Raw genomic sequence first — 18,521 nt, 5'->3', positions numbered from 1 at the left:
GGGGTCGGGGTGCGGCGGACACCGACCGGAGGGGCAAGCCGATGAGGGTTCCAGAAGAGGACGCGAGGACCGCGCGCGGCCGCACCGGGGCGGGCGGGCCCATACCCCCCGGCATCCCCGCCGACCTGGGCGGCGCCTGGGCCGAGCTGGTCGCCAGCGCCCGCCGCACGACTGCCGAAGGACTCGTCGTCGGCACCTCGGGCAACGTCTCCGCCCGGGTGGGGGATGTGGTGCTCGTCACGCCCAGCGGCGTGCCCTACGACCGCCTCGGGCCCGGCGACGCGGTCGGCGTCGACCTCGACGGCCGCCAGGTCCTCGGCGAGCTGGTGCCCACCAGCGAGCTGCCCATGCACCTCGCCGTCTACCGCTCCACCGACGCCGCCGCGATCGTGCACACCCACGCCGTCCACGCCACGGCCGTGTCCACCCTGGTCGACGAGGTGCCGCTGATCCACTACATGGCCGCCGCCCTGGGCGGGCCGGTCCGCGTCGCCCCCTACGCCCTCTACGGCTCCGAGGAGCTGGCCGCGCACATGCTGGCGGCCCTCGACGGCCGCACCGGCTGCCTGCTGCGCAACCACGGCACCCTCACCTACGGCACCACCCTGGACCAGGCCTACGACCGCACCGCCCAGCTGGAGTGGATGTGCCGGGTCTGGCTCGCCGCGTCCGCCGTCCCCGGCCGCACCCCAACCCTCCTCACCCCCCAGCGGCTCGCCGAGGTGACCGAGAAGTACCGCGGCTACGGACAGCGCTGACCCCCGCCCCCGCCCCGGGCGGCACCCGTCCGCCGCCCGGTGGACGCCGCCCCCGCCCGGGGCCCAGACTGGAGGGGATGGGACTGCGCGGAGCGACGGCCACGGCGGCCGCCACCCTGATCGGTGCCGGCGCGGTCGCGGTGGCGGCCGGACGGTACGCCGGCGACGCCGCCCTCAAACCCGCCCCCGGCCACCCGCCGCCGGGCGAGCCCAGGATCGCGGTGCACGACGCGGACGCCGGCACGGTCACCCTCACCCGCACCCCCGCCACGCTGCGCCCGGGCACCTACGGGCTGGCCGGGCGCGGGCTGCGCGCCGTCGTCGGGCCGGTCGTGCCCGACGTGTCCCACCCCCACCACTGCGTCGTCCGGCGCCTGGAACGGGTGCACCACGGCACCGTGGCACCGGGCGACCACGTGTGGCTCACCCCGCAGGTGCACGCCGGCACCCCCCGCGACGCCCTCGGCCTGGACCACACCGACGTCGACGTGCCCGGCGAACTGGGCTGGCTGCCCGCCTGGTTCCTGCCCGGCGCCCGCGACACCTGGGTGATCAGCGCCCACGGCATGGGGACCACCCGCGAGCACTCCATGGTCCTCATGCCGTTCCTGCACGGACTGCGGCTCCCGGTGCTCGTCCCGGCCTACCGCGGCGATGCCGGCGCACCCCGGACGGCGCACGGAATCAGCCACTTCGGCGCCAGGGAATGGCGGGATCTCGACGCGGCCGTCCGCTACGCCGTCGCCCACGGCGCCCGCCGGGTCGTCCTGCACGGCTGGTCCACCGGCGCCACCATGGCCCTGCTGACCGCCCTCGACTCACCCGAGAGCGACCGCGTCGCCGGCGTCGTCCTGGACTCGCCGCTCCTGGACTGGCCCGCCGCCCTGGGCGCCCTCGCCGCCCACCGCGTCCCGGCACCGCTCATTCCGCTTGCCGTGCGGGCAGCCGAGGGCAGGACCGGCCTCGCCCCCGACGCACTGCTCGCGGCCGCCGACCCCGGGCGGCTGTCCGTACCCGCCCTCGTCGTGCACGGCACGGACGACGCCCTCGCGGCGCCGTCCCGCTCCCGCGAACTGGCCGCGGCGCGACCGGAACTGATCACCCTGCGCACGGTGCGCGGCGCGGGCCACGCGGCGTCCTGGAACGTCGACCCCCAGGGGTACGAGGAGTCCCTGCGGCGCTTCCTCGTCCCCCTCATGTGACGTTCCGCAAACCCGGCGCGCGGTGCACACGGGGTCGCGCGCGGCCGCCCCGTAGCCTCCCGTCACTGGTCGTGGACGGCCGGATAGTTGATTCCGATTGGGTTTTCGGAGCGTGAACGGCAAGACTGCTCCTGTGACGTCCCGTACTCCGCGCGACTCCCGGCTCAGACTCGTCCCCCGACAGCCGATCACGGCCGCCCGCACGGCCGTGGCGAACCGCGGCTCCCGCCCGGCGCCCCGCCCGCCCGCGGGCACCCCGGCCCGGCCGGAACTCGCCCGGCAGGCCAGAACCGGACTGGCCGGAGCGGTCCGCCTGGCCCGTTGGGCGGCCGAGGAGTGCGGCCGCGGCGCCACGCTGCGGCCGGGCGCCGCCGGCGGGCTCTGCGAGGGCACGGCCGAACGGGCCGCCGCCGCCCTCGGGCTGACGGGTGGCCAGGTGCGCTCGGACTGGGACCGGGCCCGCCTCGCCGGGCTCCTCGAACTCCACGGCGGCACCGCCCGGCCCGGCTGGCGCCTGACGGCGTGGGACCGCGACGACAGCGCCGTGCTGCGCGGCTGGGTGGCGCTCTTCGACGCCTGGTCGCTCGCCCACCCCGAGCCCGCCGGCACCGACGCCACGATCGCCGCCGAGGTCGTCGAGGCCGCCCCCCAGCTGCTGTCCGTCATGCACCTGTCGGCCGGTCCCGTGTCCGTGGCGATGCTGCTCGACCTGCTCCGCCAGCGCGTCGCCGAGATCCGCGCCGAGCGCTGCGAGGTCCCCTACGGCAACGTGCCGGCCGCCCCCGCGCCGCCGCCCGTCCCCACCGCCGGCGACACCCTGCCGGAGCTGCTGGACTGGGCGCTTGAGGCGCTCGCGTCGGTCGGGGCGCTGGTCATGCGCGGCGGCACCGGCCCCGGCGCCGAAGCGGTCCTGACCCCGCTCGGCAACTGGGCGGTGTGGGTCAAGCTCGAACAGATCTGCGTCGCCGCGCAGAGCCCGGCCGGCCACATCGAGCTGTCCGCCGAGGCCATGCTGCGCGGCTGCGCCGACCTCACCCCCGGCCCCGCCCGCGCCGAGTACCGGGCCTGGCTCGCCGCCCGGCCCGTGCGCAGCGCCGTCGGGGAGCTGCTGGAGGCCGCCCGGGGCGACGACGCCATGGTCCGCGGGCTGGCCTTCGAGGCCCTGCGCGCGGTCGGCACCCCCGCCGAGCCCGCCGTCCGGGCGGCGGCCGACGAGCCCGCCCTGCGGCCCTACGCCCTGCTGTGGCTCGCCGAGCACGAGGGGCACGACCCCGAGGACGCCGCGGAGGTGCTGACCCGCGAGGAGGCCACCTGGCTGTGGGTCGACACGGCCGCCGCCGTCGCGGACCACGGCGAGAGCCGGCTGCTGGTGCGCCACCTCGACTCGGCCGTCCAGGGAACGGTGCCCGGGCTCCTGGAGGAGGTGCGCGCCGTGGGCCATCCCCGCACGGTGCAGGTGCTGGTCGCGCTGGCCGCGGCCCACCCCGACCCCGCGCTGGCCAAGGCCGTGCGCAGGGCGGCGTTCCAGGTGCACCGGGGCGGGGCCTAGCTAGGGGGTGTCCGCACAGTTCCGCCCGGCCCGGGACTCCCGCGGCCACCGCTGAGAGGTGCCCCGGCACGGGAGGCCCGGGGTTACGCCCTACGGGCGCACGGCTACCGCGCGGGCACGCCCTGGGCCCTAGCCGGTCGTCTCCGGCCCCTTGGGGGCGTACGTGCCGAACGTCCAGAGGTTGCCCTCCAGGTCCCGGGCCGTGTAGTCCCGGGACCCGTACTCCTGGTCGGCCGGCGGCGCCAGGACCTCCGCCCCGTGCGCCACGGCCCGCCGGTGGTGCGCGTCGGGGTCCTCGACGGCCACGTAGACCCCCGAGGGCCCGGCGTCCTTCACGGCCTCGTCGAAGACGCCGCCCCGGCCCCTGGAGCCGATCATCACGATCCCGTTGCCCCACATCAGCTCGGCGTGCAGCACCGTGCCGTCCTCGCTCTCGTACAGCGCGGTCCGGGTGAAGCCGAAGGCCTCCGTGAGCTGCCGGATCGCCGCCCGGGCGTCCCGGTACAGCAGGGCCGGGCAGACGGCCGGCGCGGCCGTGCTGATCTGTGCCATGACGCTCACTCCTGGTGGAAGGTGTCGCAGCGGGCCACGTCCCCCGTGGAGTACCCGGTCGTGAACCACTGCCGGCGCTGCGCGGCCGAGCCGTGGGTCCAGCTCTCGGGGGTGACCCGGCCCTGGAACCGCTCCTGGATGCGGTCGTCGCCGACCGCCGCGGCGGCGTTCAGGCCGTCGTCGACGTCGGCCGGCGTCAGCCGCTCGACGAGCGGCCGGCCGGTGGACCGCTCGGGCGTCGTGGTCGCGTGCCGGGCCCAGACCCCGGCGTAGCAGTCGGCCTGGAGCTCGACCCTGACCGCGTTGCTGCCCGCGCCCGTCCGCCGGTCCTGGGCGCGGCCGAGGACACCCGTGAGGTCCTGGACGTGGTGCCCGTACTCGTGGGCGACGACGTAGGCCTGGGCGAACGGTCCGCCGCTCGCCCCGAACTTCGTCTTGAGCTCGTCGAAGAACCCCAGGTCGAGGTAGACCTTCCGGTCGGCCGGGCAGTAGAACGGGCCGACCGCCGAGGTCGCGGCCCCGCAGCCGGTACGGACCTGGCCGGTGAAGAAGACCGTCGGGGCGGGGGTGTAGGTGCCGCCCCGGCGGGGGAGCTCCTGGCTCCAGAACGACTGGGCGCTGTTGACGACCGCGACGGTCCGGCAGTCCTGACGGGTGTTGGCGTCCTTGCCGGTGCGGCAGGTCCGGGAGACCTGGGCGTCCGTCGTGGCCGCAGGGCCGGACCCGGGCTCGCCGGAGCTGAGCCCCAGCTCCCGCGGGCCGATGCCGAAGAACAGGCCGGCCAGCAGGGCCAGCAGCCCGACCAGCCCGCCGCCGATGGTGAGCCCGCCCCCGGGGATCCCGCCGCCGCGCTCGTCCTGCACCTGGGAGGTGTCCAGGTCCGCGTCGTCGTCGAACTGCATCAGCCACCGCCTCTCCACCCAGGGGCTTGTCCACCCTGAGTATCCGCGAATCACCCCCTGTGCGCCCTTTTCGGCGCACTGAGGCCCATGTACGCCCGTCGGCGGCCCCGGAAACCGGTTTGCGCGCCGCCGTTAGACTGGTTCGCATGGCCTCCCTCCTCGTGCATTAGACGGCGTCGAAACGACCCAGTCCGTCCCTTTCCGCCGTCCCGTCCTGCTCAGGAGTAGAAAACCCGTGATCACCGCCTCCGGCATCGAGCTGCGCGCCGGCGCACGCGTCCTCATCGAGTCGGCCAGCTTCCGCATCGCCAAGGGCGACCGCATCGGCCTCGTGGGCCGCAACGGCGCGGGCAAGACCACCCTCACCAAGTGCCTCGCCGGCGAGGGCATCCCCGCCGCGGGCACCATCGCCCGCTCCGGCGAGGTCGGCTACCTCCCGCAGGACCCGCGCACCGGCGACCTCGACGTCCTGGCCCGCGACCGCGTCCTGTCCGCCCGCGGCCTCGACGCCGTGCTGCGCAAGATGCGTGAGAACGAGGACCGGATGGCGAACGGCAAGGGCGCCACCCGCGAGAAGGCCATGAAGAAGTACGAGCGCCTGGAGACGGAGTTCCTCACCAAGGGCGGCTACGCCGCCGAGGCGGAGGCCGCGACCATCGCCGCCAGCCTCGGCCTGCCCGACCGCATCCTCACCCAGCCGCTGCACACCCTCTCCGGCGGTCAGCGCCGCCGCGTGGAGCTGGCCCGCATCCTCTTCTCCGACGCCGACACGCTGCTGCTCGACGAGCCCACCAACCACCTCGACGCCGACTCCATCGCCTGGCTGCGGGACTACCTCAAGACCTACCGCGGCGGCTTCGTCGTGATCTCCCACGACGTCGACCTCGTCGAGACCGTCGTCAACAAGGTCTTCTACCTCGACGCCAACCGCTCGGTCATCGACGTCTACAACATGGGCTGGAAGCTGTACCAGCAGCAGCGCGAGGCCGACGAGAAGCGCCGCAAGCGCGAGCGGCAGAACGCCGAGAAGAAGGCCGCCGCCCTCAACTCGCAGGCCGACAAGATGCGCGCCAAGGCCACCAAGACCGTCGCCGCGCAGAACATGGCGCGGCGGGCCGAGAAGCTGCTGTCGGGCCTGGAGGCCGAGCGGGTCTCCGACAAGGTCGCCAAGCTGCGCTTCCCCGAGCCCGCCCCCTGCGGCAAGACCCCGCTCATGGCCGACGGCCTGTCCAAGTCCTACGGCTCGCTGGAGATCTTCACCGACGTCGACCTGGCGATCGACAAGGGCTCCCGCGTCGTCATCCTCGGCCTCAACGGTGCCGGCAAGACCACCCTGCTGCGCCTGCTCGCCGGCACCGAGAAGCCCGACACCGGCCAGGTCACCCCCGGTCACGGCCTCAAGCTCGGCTACTACGCCCAGGAGCACGAGACGCTCGACCCGGACCGCACGGTGCTGGAGAACATGCGCTCCTCCGCCCCCGACCTGGACCTGGTCGAGGTCCGCAAGACGCTCGGCTCGTTCCTCTTCTCCGGCGACGACGTGGACAAGCCGGCGGGCGTGCTCTCCGGCGGTGAGAAGACCCGGCTGGCGCTGGCCACCCTGGTCGTCTCCTCCGCCAACGTGCTGCTGCTCGACGAGCCCACCAACAACCTCGACCCCGCCAGCCGCGAGGAGATCCTGGGCGCCCTGCGCACCTACAAGGGCGCCGTCGTCCTGGTCACCCACGACGAGGGCGCCGTCGAGGCCCTCGAGCCCGAGCGCATCATCCTGCTGCCCGACGGCGTCGAGGACCTGTGGGGTCCGGACTACGCCGACCTGGTCGCCCTCGCCTGAGCGGGGCCGGCCGCCGGCTTGATCAGTACGGTCCCGATCATTCGGCCGACGCGTGATCCATCATCTGAGTGAGGGCGGCTCGTACCGTCATGCGGCCGGGTGCTCCGGCGCGCGCGCTGTGCGAGGTGCGGGGCGCCGTTCGCGCCGTGCTCGACGGGGCCCCGCCTGACCTGGCGCTTCACCCCGCCACCCGTACGGCCGTACGAGCGAGATCGTCCGGAATCGCCTGCTCCAGGGCCTGTCCCCGGCCGAAAACGAGGAAATCTCCTCGGATGGACCTTGCCGAATGGGTGGCCAGGAGGCGGCCAAGGGGTGATCATGAGAGTCAAGAGGCGCATCTCCCATGAGGAGGCACGGGTGGCCGAGACTCTGAAGAAGGGCAGCCGGGTGACCGGCGCCGCGCGCGAAAAGCTCGCGGCAGACCTGAAGAGGAAGTACGACTCCGGTGCGAGTATCAGGGCGCTGGCCGAAGAGACCGGTCGCTCCTATGGCTTCGTGCACCGGATGCTCAGTGAATCCGGCGTGATCCTGCGAGGTCGCGGCGGAGCGACGCGCGGCAAGAAGGCCGCCTCGGCCTGACGCCGCGCACCCGGAAACAAGCAGTGTGGGCAGTCCCACCCGGTCGGCCGATCCGTCGGCCGGGTGGTTACTGTGCAGTCAACCTATTGCGACTGCGGCCATTCCGGAGGCCCCCATGACTGCCCGCGAAACCCTGCTCGACCAGGACGGCGTACAGCTCACCGTCGCCGACGCGGTTGCCACCGTCACGCTGACCAATCCCGCCAAGCGCAACGCTCAGTCGCCCGCCCTGTGGCGGGCCCTGACCGAGGCGGGCCGGCTGCTGCCGGGCACGGTCCGGGTGGTGGTGCTCCGCGGCGAGGGCAAGTCGTTCTCCGCGGGGCTCGACCGTCAGGCGTTCACGCCCGAGGGCTTCGACGGGGAGCCCTCGTTCCTGGACCTCGCGCGCGGGTCGGACGAGGCGCTGGACGCGGAAATCGCCACGTACCAGGAGGCGTTCACCTGGTGGCGCCGCAACGACGTCGTCTCCATAGCCGCCGTGCAGGGGCATGCCATCGGCGCGGGCTTCCAGCTGGCGCTCGCCTGTGACCTGCGCGTGTGCGCGGACGACGCGCAGTTCGCCATGAAGGAGACCAGCCTCGGGCTGGTGCCGGACCTCGGCGGCACGCAGCCGCTGGTCTCCCTCGTGGGCTACGCCCGCGCCCTGGAGATCTGCGCCACGGGACGCTTCGTCGGAGCGGACGAGGCCGAGCGGACGGGGCTCGCCAACCTCGTCGTCCCGCTCGCCGAACTGTCCGCCGCCACCGACGACCTGACGGCGGCTCTGCTGGCGGCGCCCCGGGACGCGGTCGTCGAGACGAAGGCGTTGCTGCGGGGCGCGGCCGGCCGTACGTACGACGAGCAGCGCGTCGCGGAGCGCGCGGCGCAGGGGCGCCGGCTGCGCGACCTCGCGGGGCTGGGGGAGTAGGGGCGAGCGCCGGCGGCGGGCGGCGGGGCCGCGGCTCAGCGCGGCGGGCCGGGGTGGACGGGGGGTTGGTCCACCGCCGTGACCAGCACCGCCGTCGGCACCGCGGCCCGTACCGCCCGCGCCACGTCCAGCGCCCGGTATCCGGGCGCGACCGCGATCTGCTGCCAGTCGTCACGGCGCGGGTCGATCAGGGCCGGGGCCAGGCGCGCCGCCCCGGGCACCGAGAGCGCCGCCCGTCCCGCCCCGTCCGCCGGGGCGGGCGCGGGATCCGGCGCGTGCGGCGGGGCCTCGTCCGGCGCCGGCGCGTCCAGCAGCGCCGTCACGCGCAGGTCCATCACCGCGACCGCGAGCCCCAGCCGGTCCTCCGTCGCCGCCGCCAGCGCGTCCCTGAGCCGATCCGCCGTCCGGGGGAACGGCAGGTCGCCCGGCGCCGCGAAGTCGACCTCCACCCGCGACGGCCCGCGCGGCTCGTCGCTCCGGGCCGGGGCGACCCGCACCGCGTCGACGCGCAGCCCCAGTCCCGCCGCGGCCGCCGCGTGCCGCAGCGCCGCCGCCACCGCGGCCTCCGAGATCCACAGGTCCTCGTCCGCGCCGCCCAGCGGCAGCACCCGGCCCAGCCTCAGCTGCTGCCGTACCGCCTCTGCCCAAGGGTCCGCCACCACACTCCCAGCCTGCCCCACCCGGAGGGCGGGCTCCACCCGGACTTGCCCGTCATCAGTCGGGCGCCGCGCGGGTATCCGGCTTATGGTGGCAAAAGGACTGGAGGAGAGGCGATCACAGATGACCGAGACGGTGAGCCAGACCAGTCAGCCCCCGGCCGAGCGGGGCCGGACGACGATCGCCGACGGCGTCGTCGAGAAGATCGCGGGTCTCGCGGCCCGCGACGTGGTGGGCGTCCACGCCCTGGGCAGCGGGCTCGCCCGCACCTTCGGCGCGGTGCGGGACCGGGTGCCCGGCGGCGGCAGGTCCGTCACGCGCGGCGTGAAGGCCGAGGTCGGCGAGGTGCAGACCGCACTCGACCTGGAGATCGTCGTGGACTACGGCGTGGCGATCACCGATGTGGCCCACTCCGTGCGGGAGAACGTCATCCTGGCGGTGGAACGTATGACGGGCCTTGAGGTCGTCGAGGTCAACATCGCCGTGAGCGACGTCAAGCTGCCGGACGAGGAAGAGGAAGAGCCGGAGCCGAGGCTCCAGTAGGGAGCGCGCGATGAGCATGGCCGTGGTCGGCCTGGCGGCCGGCATGGTGCTGGGGTTCGCCGGGTACTTCGGCGGATTCGGGGCCTTCTTGCTGGTGGCGGCGCTCGGCGCCGTCGGTTTCGTGGCGGGGCGGTTCCTCGACGGGGACCTGGAGCCGGGCGACTTCTTCCGCCCCCGCGACCACGACGGGCGGAGGAGGTAGCGGCGTGGGGGGAGGACGCGCGGTGGAGCCCGCCGAGCGCGGAGCGACCCGCATCGCCGACCGCGTCGTCGCGAAGATCGCCTCCCGGGCCGCAGGGGAGGCGCTGAGCGACACGGCGGAGGAGCACCACGAGCCCCCGCTGGCCTCCGTGGTCGTCCACGAGGGCGCGGCACGGATCCGGGTCGCGGTGGAGCTGGGATACCCGGGTGACATCGGCGCCCGCTGCCGCGCCGTGCGCAGCCGCGTCGCCGAGCGGGTGCGGGGGCTGGCGGGCATGGACGTGCCGGAGGTGGTGATCACGGTGGAGCGGCTGCATTCACCGCACACCGGCCGCGCGGACCGGGAGCGGGTGCGATGAGCGCTCCCGTGCCCCTGGAGAAGCCCGCGCCCGAGGAGACCGAGGGCGGGCCCGCGCCGGCGCACGGGCACGCGCACGCGCACCGCTTCTGGTCCGCGCGCCGGGTCCCGGCCGCGTTCCTGGCGGCCCTCCTGCTGGCCGGTGCGGGCGTCCTCCTCTACGACGTGGTCGCCGTGCGCGCCCACCACCCGGCCATGGCGTGGCGCCGCCGGCTCGCGCACGAGCTGGCCACCCGCCCCCTCGACGATCCCTGGGTGACCACGGGCGCGGCCCTGGCCGTTGTGCTGGGCCTCTGGCTGATCGTGCTGGCCCTCACGCCCGGCCGGCGCCGGGTGCTGCCCATGCGCCGCGACACCCCGGACGTCCGGGCCGGGCTCGACCGCAGGGCTGCCGCCCTGGTCCTGCGGGACCGGGCCATGGAGGTGCCGGGCGTGCAGTCCGTGCGGGTCGACGTCACACGCCGTCGGGTCCGGGCGCGAGCCCGGTCGCACTTCCGGGACCTGGACGAGGTGCGGACGGACGTCGGCGCCGTCCTGGCGGCGGGCGTCCGGGAGCTGGGACTGGCCCGGGAGCCGTCCTTGTCCGTGCACGTCCACCGGCCGGCGAAGAGGTGAGCGGGTCGTGCTGAGGAACGTCAACCGGGTGCTGGTCGCCCTGGCCGGGGTGCTGCTCGTGGCCCTCGGCGCGGCCGTCCTGATCGGGTCGTTCGGCCTCCAGCGGCGCTGGGGCCTCGCCCTGCCGTCCGCCTGGCCGTTCGACGGGGCGCACGACGTGCTGCTCACCCTCGCCGAACAGCGCAGGTGGCGGGGGCGCGGGTGGTGGTGGCCCGTGGTCATCGCCGCCCTCGCGGCGGTGACGCTGCTGGCCCTGGCGTGGCTGCTCGTCCAGGCCCGCCGGCGCCGGCTGCGGCACCTGGTCGTCGACAGCGGCGACGGCGACGTGGTCGTGGTGCGGGGCAGGGCGCTGGAGGACGTGCTGGCCGCCGAGGCGGGGGCGCTGGACGGGGTCGACCACGCCGCCGTCACCCTCGGCGGCCGCCGTACCGCCCCCGAGGCCCGGATCGTCCTGACGCTCGCCCCGCACGCCGCCCCCGCCGCGGCCCTGCACCGGCTGCTGGCCGAGGTGCTGCAACAGGCCCGTACGTCGGCCGGGCTCGCCCGCCTCCCGGCGGAGGTCCACCTCCGCGCGGTGCGGCACGGCGCCGAACGCGTGGGGTGACCGGCGGAAGGGGACGTCAGAAGCCGTGCCGGGCGCCGCCGTCCACGGGCAGCATCACGCCCGTGACGTACGAGGCGGCGGGCGACATCATGAACGCCGCGACCTTGCCGAACTCCTCGGGCGCGCCGTAGCGGCCCAGCGGAATGGCCGCCGAGTGGCGGGCCCGGGCCGCCTCGGAGTCGCCCGACAGCGCGTCCAGTTCCCGCAGCCGGTCCGTCTCGACGCGCCCCGGCAGCAGTCCGACCACCCGGATGCCGCGCGGTGCCAGCTCGCGGGACAGCGACTTGGCGAAGCCGGCCAGGCCCGGCCGCAGCCCGTTGGAGATCGTCAGCCCCGGCACCGGCTCGTACACCGACGAGGACAGGACGAAGGCGATGACCCCGCCCTCGCCCAGCTCCGCCGCGGCCGTCCGGGCCATCCGGACCGCGCCGAGGAAGACGGCCTCGAACGCCGCCCGCCACTGGTCGTCGTCGTTGTCGGCGGCCGACCCCGGCGGCGGTCCGCCGACGCTGACGAGCACGCCGTCGAGGCGGCCGAAGCGCTCCCGGGCGGTGGCGAGGAGCCGGCCGGCGGCCCCGGGGTCGGCGTTGTCGGCGGCCACGCCGACGGCGTTCCCGCCCAGCTCCGCCGCGGCCGCCCGGGCGGTCTTCTCGTCCCGCCCGGAGACGACCACTCTGGCGCCGTCGGCGGTGAGTTCGCGTGCGGTGGCGAAGCCCAGGCCGCGGCTCGCGCCGGTCAGGACGTACACCCGGTCCTTGAGTCCAAGATCCATGCCCTCAGTCTGCCGTGTCACCACCCGACAGGAGAAGGGCCGTTCCCACGAGGCCGATGTGGCTGAACGCCTGGGGGAAGTTGCCCAGCAGCCGGCCGGCGCCGGGGGCGTACTCCTCCGCGAGCAGGCCCACGTCGTTGCGCAGGGTGAGCAACTGCTCGAACAGCTTCCGGGCCTCCTTCGTGCGCCCCGTCAGATACAGCGCGTCGGCCAGCCAGAACGAGCACACCAGGAAGGTGCCCTCGTCGCCGGGCAGCCCGTCGACCCGCCTGCCCTCCAGGCTGTAGCGGCGGACGAACCCCTCGCACGTCAGCTCCCGGCGGACCGCGTCCACCGTGCCGACGACGCGGGGGTCGTCGGGCGGCAGGAAGCCGACGCGGGGGATGAGCAGGGCGGCCGCGTCGAGTTCGCGCGAGCCGTAGTACTGCGTGAAGGTGCCGCGCTCGGCGTCGTAGCCCCGTGCGCAGACCTCGCGGTGGACCTCGTCGCGCATCGTGCGCCAGGCGTCGACGTCGCCGCCCAGCCCGGGGTCCGCCTCCAGGGCGCGCACGGCGCGGTCGGCGGCGACCCAGGCCATCACCTTGGAGTGCACGAAGTGACGGCGGGGGCCGCGGATCTCCCACAGGCCCTCGTCGGGCTCGCGCCAGTGCCGCTGGAGGAACTCCAGGAAGTGCCGCTGGATGTTCCACGCGTGCGGCTTGGCGAGCAGGCCGCCCCGGCGGGCGACGTGCAGGGAGTCGATGACCTCGCCGTAGACGTCGAGCTGGAGCTGCCCGACCGCGCCGTTGCCCACCCGCACCGGCTGGGAGCGCTCGTAGCCCGCCAGCCAGGGCAGCTCCCGCTCGGGCAGCCGGCGCTCGCCCCCCAGCCCGTACATGATCTGGAGGTCGGAGGGCTTGCCGGCCACCGCGCGCAGCAGCCAGTCACGCCAGGCGGTGGCCTCCTCCTCGTATCCGAGCGAGAGCAGGGCCTTGAGGGTGAGGGTGGAGTCGCGCAGCCAGCAGTAGCGGTAGTCCCAGTTGCGGACGCCGCCGATCTCCTCGGGCAGCGAGGTGGTGGGGGCGGCGACGATGCCGCCGGTGGGGGCGTAGGTGAGGGCCTTGAGCGTGATCAGCGAGCGGACGACCGCGTCGCGGTGGGGCCCCTCGTACTGACAGCGGTCCGCCCACGCGCGCCAGTCCGCCAGGCAGTGCTCCAGCGCCTCGTGGGGATCGACGAGCCGGGGCCGGGGCTCGTGGGAGGGGTGCCAGGTGAGCACGAAGGCGACCTTCTCGCCGGCCCCGACGGTGAACTCGGAGTAGGTGCTGTAGTCACGGCCGTAGGTGGGCACGGGCGGTTCGCTGCGCAGCCACGCCGAGTCCGGCCCGGCGACGGCCACCCGGTGGCCGTCGGTGCGCCGTATCCACGGGACGATGTCGCCGTAGTCGAAGCGCAGTCGCAGCACGCTGCGCATGTCCACCTGTCCGCTGACGCCCTCGACGATGCGCACGAGGTCGGGGGCGCGGTCGCGCTGCGGCATGAAGTCGGTGACCTTGACGGTGCCCCGGGCGGTCTCCCACACGGACTCCAGGGCGAGGGAGTCCTTCAGGTAGGCGCGCCGGGTGCAGGCGCCGGCGCCGTCGGGGGCGAGCCGCCAATGGCCGTTGTCCTCGTCGCCGAGCAGGGCCGCGAAGCAGGCCGCGGAGTCGAAGCGGGGCAGGCAGAGCCAGTCGACCGAGCCGTCACGGCCGACGAGCGCCGCCGTCTGGAGATCGCCGATGAGCGCGTAGTCCTCGATGAGAGCTGCCACGCGAAGCGACTTCCCTGATCGGGTGGGGGCTACTCCGGTGAGGTGGAGCTCGCGGCCACTCCGGCGGCGGGTTCCGCCGGCTCGGTGGTGGTCCCGGCGGTCGCGGCCGCCGCCTCGGCGGCGCGGTCGCGGCGCTCCCTGCGGACGAGGATGACCCAGCCGACGGGGACGAAGGCGGAGAAGAGCCACCACTGCACGGCGTAGGCCATGTGGTTGCCGATGCTGCTGTGGTCGGGGCTGGGCACGGGCTGGGGCTGTCCGTCGCCGGTGGGGGAGACGAGCTCGACGTAGCCGCCGAGCACGGGGCGGTGCAGCACCTCCGCCTGCCGCTCACTGTTGATGATCATGATCATCCGGGCGGGCAGGCCCTTGGTGTCCCTGATGCCGCTGCCGGCGGTCTCGTCGGCGCGCAGCCGGCCCGTGACGGTGACCTTGCCGCCGGGCGGCGCGGGCACGGAGGGGAACTCCCGCTGGCCGGCGTCGGCCGGGATCCAGCCCCGGTTGACGAGCACGGCGGTGCCGTCGTCCAGGACCAGGGGGGTGATCACCATGTAGCCGGACTTGCCCGACTCGTCGGTGCGGTAGCGGGCGACGACCTCGCCCTTGGTGTCGTACGTACCGGTGGCCGTGACCCGGCGCCAGACGCTCTCGTGCGCCACCTCGCGCCCCGGGCCCGTGAGCCCGGTGATGGGGACGGGGGCGTGGGCGAGGCTCTCGCCGATCTGGTTGTTGCGCGCGACCCTCTGCTCGTGGCGGTGGAGCTGCCAGAAGCCCAGTTTGATCATCACCGGAATCAGGGCGAGCCCCACGAGAGTGAGGATCACCCACTGCCGGGTCAGCAGGAAGCGGTACACGCATTTGACGGTACCTGGTGGGGTTCGCCCCCCGGCCAGTGGGTCGGCGCGGACGTCAGGCGCGGCCGCCCCCCGCCGGGGTCACGTGCGACAGCAGCTGTATGAACGCCGCCTCGTCCACCACGGGAGTGGCGAAGGAACGGGCCTTGACGACCTTGGAGGTGGGGGAGTCGGGATCGTTGGTCACCAGCAGGCTGGTGAGGCGGGAGACGCTGGTGGCCACGTGGAGACCGGCCTCGACGGCCCGGTCCTCCAGCAGCTCCCGGTCGACCGAGGTGTCACCGGAGAACGCCACCCGCATGCCCTGAATGAGCTGTTCGCCCGATTTATAGCGCCCCGGGTTGGGATACGGGCACGCCGGCCGCTTGCGGCTCGGCCGCCAGGTGCCGGACCGGTAGGACGGCTGATAGCCGATCTTCGCCGACCGGGTGGCCGCCGACGGTCCGTCGGACCACTCGGTCAGCGGCTGGCACGCCAGCAGCGGCAGCCGCAGCCCCGCCTCCGCCGCCAGCTGCAGGCTCGGCCGGAACGCCTCGGCGAGCACCCGGGCGTCGTCCAGCGCGTGGTGGGCCCGCTGCTGGACGACGCCGTAGTGCGCGGCCAGCGACTCCAGCTTGTGGTTGGGCAGCGGCAGCCCCAGCTCCTTGGAGAGCGCGATCGTGCACAGCCGCTGCCGCACCGGGGCGGCGGCCTTCGCGCGCGCGTACTCCCGGGCGATCATGGACCAGTCGAAGGCGGCGTTGTGCGCCACGAGCACCCGCCCCTGAAGCCGCCGGGCGAACTCCTCGGCGATCTCCGGGAACAGCGGCGCGCCCGAGAGGACGTCGGTGGTGAGCCCGTGGATCCACACCGGGCCCGGATCCCGCTCGGGATTGACCAGCGTGTACCACTGGTCCTCCACCCGGCCGCGGGCGTCCAGTTGATAGACCGCGGCCGACACTATCCGGTCGTCCCGGGCGAGCCCGGTGGTCTCCACGTCGACGACCGCGTACCCCTCGGGATACGCGGCCGGCCACGGGCTGGGCGATGCGGCGGCGGTGCGGTCTTCGAGCATGGTCCAAGAGCTTACGGGCCACCGCTGACAACGAAGGATCCGGTCGGCCCGGACAAAAGGATCAGGCCAGGGCCCGTGCGCCCTCCCCTGTCACCCGGAAGACGGACCCGCGTCACCACGGCCGGCCCCCGCGGCCGCCGGCCGCGCGCCGGACCGCCCCCGCCACGGCTGCCCCCGGGGAGGCGGCCCGGTCCGCCCGGAGCTGACCCCCACTCACCAACTGACGTGGTTCACTGCGGAAACACACCCAAAAGGAGAGTGAACCGTGCCGCATGAGATCGATCCGTCATTCCTGGCGCTGCCACTGCGCCCGTTGGCCGACGCGGCGCTCGCGCGGGCGCGGGCCCTGGGGGCCGAGCACGCGGACTTCCGGTTCGAGCGGGTGCGCGACGCGTCGTGGCGACTGCGGGACGCCCGGCTGGCGGGGTCCTCGGACTCCACCGACCTGGGGTACGCGGTCCGGGTCGTGCACGGCGGCACGTGGGGGTTCGCCTCCGGTGTGGAACTGACGATGGACGCCGCGGCACGCGTGGCGTCGCAGGCCGTGGCGATGGCGAAGCTGTCGGCCAAGGTGATCGCGGCCGCGGGCTCCGACGAGAGGGTGGAGCTGGCGGACGAGCCGGTGCACGCGGAACGGACGTGGGTCTCCTCCTACGAGACCGATCCCTTCGACGTGCCCGACTCCGACAAGACCGGGCTGCTCGCCGAGTGGAGCGAGCGGCTGCTGGCCGCCGACGGGGTGGCCCACGTGGACGCGTCCCTGGTCACCGTGCACGAGAACAAGTTCTACGCCGACTCCGCCGGCACCACGACCACCCAGCAGCGGGTCCGGCTGCACCCCCAGCTGACGGCCGTGGCCGTGGACCACCGGACCGGCGGCTTCGACTCCATGCGCACCCTCGCGCCCCCGGCCGGCCGCGGCTGGGAGTACCTGACGGGTGCCGGCGGCTGGGACTGGGACGCCGAGCTCGCCGAGATCCCCTCCCTCCTGGCCGAGAAGATGCGCGCGCCGAGCGTCGAGGCGGGCACCTACGACCTGGTCGTCGACCCCTCCAACCTGTGGCTGACGATCCACGAGTCGGTCGGCCACGCCACCGAGCTCGACCGCGCGCTCGGCTACGAGGCCGCCTACGCGGGCACCTCCTTCGCCACCCCCGACCTCCTGGGCACGCTCGCGTACGGCTCGCAGCTCATGAACGTGACCGGGGACCGGACCGCCGAGCACGGCCTGGCGACCGTCGGCTACGACGACGAGGGCGTGGCCGCCCAGTCCTGGGACCTGGTCCGCGACGGCGTCCTGGTCGGCTACCAGCTCGACCGCCGCATCGCCCGCCTCACCGGTCTCGGCCGGTCCAACGGATGCGCGTACGCCGACTCGCCCGCCCACGTGCCGGTGCAGCGCATGGCGAACGTCTCGCTGCGGCCGGCGGCCGGCGGTCCGTCGACCGAGGAGCTGATCTCGGGCGTGAAGAGGGGCGTCTACGTCGTCGGGGACCGGTCGTGGTCCATCGACATGCAGCGTTACAACTTCCAATTCACCCAGCAGAGGGCATACGCGATCCGCGACGGCCGCCTGGCCGGCCAGCTCCGGGATGTTGCCTACCAGGGAATCACGCCCGAGTTCTGGGGCTCGATGGAGGCCATCGGAGGCCCCCGGACCTACGTCCTGGGAGGCGCCTTCAACTGCGGGAAGGCCCAGCCGGGGCAGGTCGCGGCGGTGTCACACGGGTGCCCGTCGGCGCTGTTCCGGGGTGTGAATATTTTGAACACTGCGAACGAGGCCGGACACGGCTGACGGGCGGCTTGTCGGACGTTTCCGAGGCCTGGAAGCCTGCACCAGGTCGACACGTCGTCACGGATGACTGTGTCGGGTTGCGGTGGCGGGGGCGTGCCGTCGCCGTGCCGCCTAGGCCACATCGTCCCAGTCCTCGACGTCTTCCTCAGAGGGAGCCAGCTGGGGCGGGGCGATGAGGCCTCGGAAAGGCTCAAGGGCGCGCCGCAGGCGGCGCGCCGGGCGGTCCGGCGCCCCGGCGGGCTGCGGCCTGGCGGCCGGTCCCGCCGGTCGCCCGCAGGCGGCCGCCGGCGACCGTAGGAGCCGGGCGCCGTAGTCCCGCCGCCACGGATACCGGCGCGTGACAACGGCCACCTGGAATTCCCCATGTTGACAAGTGATCTTGGTCGATTGCCAAGTGACTTTGACCGCCAGTCGGAGGCCTGCGAACGGTGCACCATGATCAGGGCATGCTCATTCGCCGGCTTCGGCTGCCACGACTCTCGCGCCTCCGCGGGGGTCCGGAGATCCCGCATGTCAGCCCCGTGTCGTTTCCCTGCCTGCTGGTCGACGGCGACGGCTGGGTCATGCCGTGCGAGGACGACGCCGAACTCCAGGCACTGACCGAGCCGGACTTCATCGACGACATCGTGGCCGCCTTCGACGCGACTGCGCGCCCGCTGAAGCTCCACCTGGTCGGCGAGGGGCACGTGATCGCTCTGCGCCCGACGGAGGAGCCGCGGCCTGACGAACTCGCCGCGCACGTACGCGCCTACTTCCACCACTGGACCGATCAGGAAGCCCCCGAGGCGGCACAGCCGATGCGACTCGACGTCAGAAGCATCGCCGACGCCGTCCACGCCACGCCCACGCGCCGTCGGCGACGTTCCTGAATCGCCACCCGCCGGTCTCCCGCCCCGACGGTGTCCAGGCCGACCGGCCGGGGCGCGCCCGAGGTAAAACCTTCGTCCGGTGTGCAAGCAGCGCTCGACGACATGCCGGTACCAGCTCCCCTAGCCG

The 18,521-nt window shown here is 74.3% G+C and carries 20 protein-coding genes; 13 read left to right on the top strand and 7 right to left on the bottom strand.

What is annotated here, in order from left to right; genetic code table 11:
• The first annotated feature begins 41 nt into the window (after nt 1-41).
• From CYQ11_RS06870 to CYQ11_RS06860, 3 genes are all read left to right on the top strand, one after another.
• Complete coding sequence (locus CYQ11_RS06870) at nt 42-758, top strand: class II aldolase/adducin family protein (RefSeq protein WP_099201954.1); 717 nt, start codon at nt 42-44, stop codon at nt 756-758.
• A 77-nt stretch (nt 759-835) separates the two neighbouring features.
• Entirely contained in the window at nt 836-1,960 is a 1,125-nt protein-coding gene (locus CYQ11_RS06865) for an alpha/beta hydrolase (RefSeq protein WP_099201955.1), read from the top strand.
• A gap of 133 nt (nt 1,961-2,093) precedes the next feature.
• The gene (locus CYQ11_RS06860) at nt 2,094-3,509 is read left to right on the top strand and encodes a hypothetical protein (RefSeq protein ID WP_099201956.1); all 1,416 of its coding nucleotides are present in this window, start codon (nt 2,094-2,096) and stop codon (nt 3,507-3,509) included.
• A 129-nt stretch (nt 3,510-3,638) separates the two neighbouring features.
• On the opposite strand, the gene CYQ11_RS06855 is transcribed toward CYQ11_RS06860, so the two are convergent.
• The gene (locus CYQ11_RS06855) at nt 3,639-4,061 is read right to left on the bottom strand and encodes a VOC family protein (RefSeq protein WP_099201957.1); all 423 of its coding nucleotides are present in this window, start codon (nt 4,059-4,061) and stop codon (nt 3,639-3,641) included.
• Nucleotides 4,062-4,066: 5 nt separating this feature from the next.
• The gene (gene ypfJ, locus CYQ11_RS06850; RefSeq protein ID WP_099201958.1) at nt 4,067-4,963 is read right to left on the bottom strand and encodes a KPN_02809 family neutral zinc metallopeptidase; all 897 of its coding nucleotides are present in this window, start codon (nt 4,961-4,963) and stop codon (nt 4,067-4,069) included.
• 235 nt (nt 4,964-5,198) lie between these two features.
• Between ypfJ and abc-f the strand changes: the two genes are divergently transcribed.
• From abc-f to CYQ11_RS06835, 3 genes are all read left to right on the top strand, one after another.
• Nucleotides 5,199-6,797, top strand: coding sequence for a ribosomal protection-like ABC-F family protein (abc-f, locus tag CYQ11_RS06845; protein WP_099201959.1), 1,599 nt, complete (start codon nt 5,199-5,201; stop codon nt 6,795-6,797).
• A gap of 357 nt (nt 6,798-7,154) precedes the next feature.
• A complete protein-coding gene (locus CYQ11_RS06840) occupies nt 7,155-7,376 on the top strand; it encodes a helix-turn-helix domain-containing protein (protein ID WP_181143599.1) in 222 nt (73 codons plus the stop codon).
• A gap of 115 nt (nt 7,377-7,491) precedes the next feature.
• Nucleotides 7,492-8,283, top strand: a complete 792-nt coding sequence (locus CYQ11_RS06835; protein WP_099201960.1) for an enoyl-CoA hydratase/isomerase family protein — start codon at nt 7,492-7,494, stop codon at nt 8,281-8,283.
• Between the two features lie 35 nt (nt 8,284-8,318).
• On the opposite strand, the gene CYQ11_RS06830 is transcribed toward CYQ11_RS06835, so the two are convergent.
• Nucleotides 8,319-8,945 carry a hypothetical protein gene (locus CYQ11_RS06830; protein ID WP_099201961.1) on the bottom strand — a complete coding sequence of 209 codons (627 nt, stop codon included), beginning with the start codon at nt 8,943-8,945 and terminating at the stop codon, nt 8,319-8,321.
• A 118-nt stretch (nt 8,946-9,063) separates the two neighbouring features.
• On the opposite strand from CYQ11_RS06830, the gene CYQ11_RS06825 reads away from it, so the two are divergent.
• Genes CYQ11_RS06825 through amaP form a run of 5 tightly spaced genes read left to right on the top strand, consistent with a single transcriptional unit; the run spans nt 9,064 to nt 11,261 of the window.
• Nucleotides 9,064-9,483, top strand: coding sequence for an Asp23/Gls24 family envelope stress response protein (locus tag CYQ11_RS06825; RefSeq protein ID WP_099201962.1), 420 nt, complete (start codon nt 9,064-9,066; stop codon nt 9,481-9,483).
• 10 nt (nt 9,484-9,493) lie between these two features.
• The gene (locus CYQ11_RS06820; RefSeq protein WP_099201963.1) at nt 9,494-9,685 is read left to right on the top strand and encodes a hypothetical protein; all 192 of its coding nucleotides are present in this window, start codon (nt 9,494-9,496) and stop codon (nt 9,683-9,685) included.
• A 4-nt stretch (nt 9,686-9,689) separates the two neighbouring features.
• Nucleotides 9,690-10,043 carry an Asp23/Gls24 family envelope stress response protein gene (locus tag CYQ11_RS06815; RefSeq protein ID WP_240003644.1) on the top strand — a complete coding sequence of 118 codons (354 nt, stop codon included), beginning with the start codon at nt 9,690-9,692 and terminating at the stop codon, nt 10,041-10,043.
• Nucleotides 10,040-10,657 (top strand): DUF6286 domain-containing protein, encoded by a 618-nt coding sequence (locus tag CYQ11_RS06810; RefSeq protein WP_099201965.1) that lies wholly within the window; start codon nt 10,040-10,042, stop codon nt 10,655-10,657. Before CYQ11_RS06815 ends, CYQ11_RS06810 begins: the two co-directional genes overlap by 4 nt.
• Before the next feature lie 7 nt (nt 10,658-10,664).
• Complete coding sequence (amaP, locus tag CYQ11_RS06805) at nt 10,665-11,261, top strand: alkaline shock response membrane anchor protein AmaP (protein WP_099201966.1); 597 nt, start codon at nt 10,665-10,667, stop codon at nt 11,259-11,261.
• Nucleotides 11,262-11,277: 16 nt separating this feature from the next.
• Here the strand turns inward: amaP and CYQ11_RS06800 are convergent, their stop codons facing one another.
• Genes CYQ11_RS06800 through CYQ11_RS06785 form a run of 4 tightly spaced genes read right to left on the bottom strand, consistent with a single transcriptional unit; the run spans nt 11,278 to nt 15,730 of the window.
• On the bottom strand, nt 11,278-12,033 hold the full coding sequence (locus CYQ11_RS06800) for an SDR family oxidoreductase (protein WP_099201967.1): 756 nt from the start codon (nt 12,031-12,033) through the stop codon (nt 11,278-11,280).
• 4 nt (nt 12,034-12,037) lie between these two features.
• A complete protein-coding gene (locus CYQ11_RS06795; protein WP_099201968.1) occupies nt 12,038-13,822 on the bottom strand; it encodes a glycoside hydrolase family 15 protein in 1,785 nt (594 codons plus the stop codon).
• A gap of 29 nt (nt 13,823-13,851) precedes the next feature.
• Nucleotides 13,852-14,676 carry an SURF1 family cytochrome oxidase biogenesis protein gene (locus CYQ11_RS06790; RefSeq protein WP_099201969.1) on the bottom strand — a complete coding sequence of 275 codons (825 nt, stop codon included), beginning with the start codon at nt 14,674-14,676 and terminating at the stop codon, nt 13,852-13,854.
• 55 nt (nt 14,677-14,731) lie between these two features.
• Nucleotides 14,732-15,730, bottom strand: a complete 999-nt coding sequence (locus CYQ11_RS06785; protein ID WP_099201970.1) for a DEDDh family exonuclease — start codon at nt 15,728-15,730, stop codon at nt 14,732-14,734.
• Between the two features lie 265 nt (nt 15,731-15,995).
• Between CYQ11_RS06785 and CYQ11_RS06780 the strand changes: the two genes are divergently transcribed.
• Nucleotides 15,996-17,525: a TldD/PmbA family protein gene (locus CYQ11_RS06780; protein ID WP_099201971.1), complete on the top strand. Its 1,530-nt coding sequence runs from the start codon at nt 15,996-15,998 to the stop codon at nt 17,523-17,525.
• Nucleotides 17,526-18,046: 521 nt separating this feature from the next.
• Nucleotides 18,047-18,394, top strand: coding sequence for a hypothetical protein (locus CYQ11_RS06775; RefSeq protein WP_099201972.1), 348 nt, complete (start codon nt 18,047-18,049; stop codon nt 18,392-18,394).
• Nucleotides 18,395-18,521: the final 127 nt, after the last annotated feature.

Source organism: Streptomyces cinnamoneus, assembly GCF_002939475.1.
Classification (GTDB): domain Bacteria; phylum Actinomycetota; class Actinomycetes; order Streptomycetales; family Streptomycetaceae; genus Streptomyces; species Streptomyces cinnamoneus_A.
Note: the sequence above shows the minus strand (reverse complement) of the source record. Positions and strands in the feature narration are given on the sequence as shown.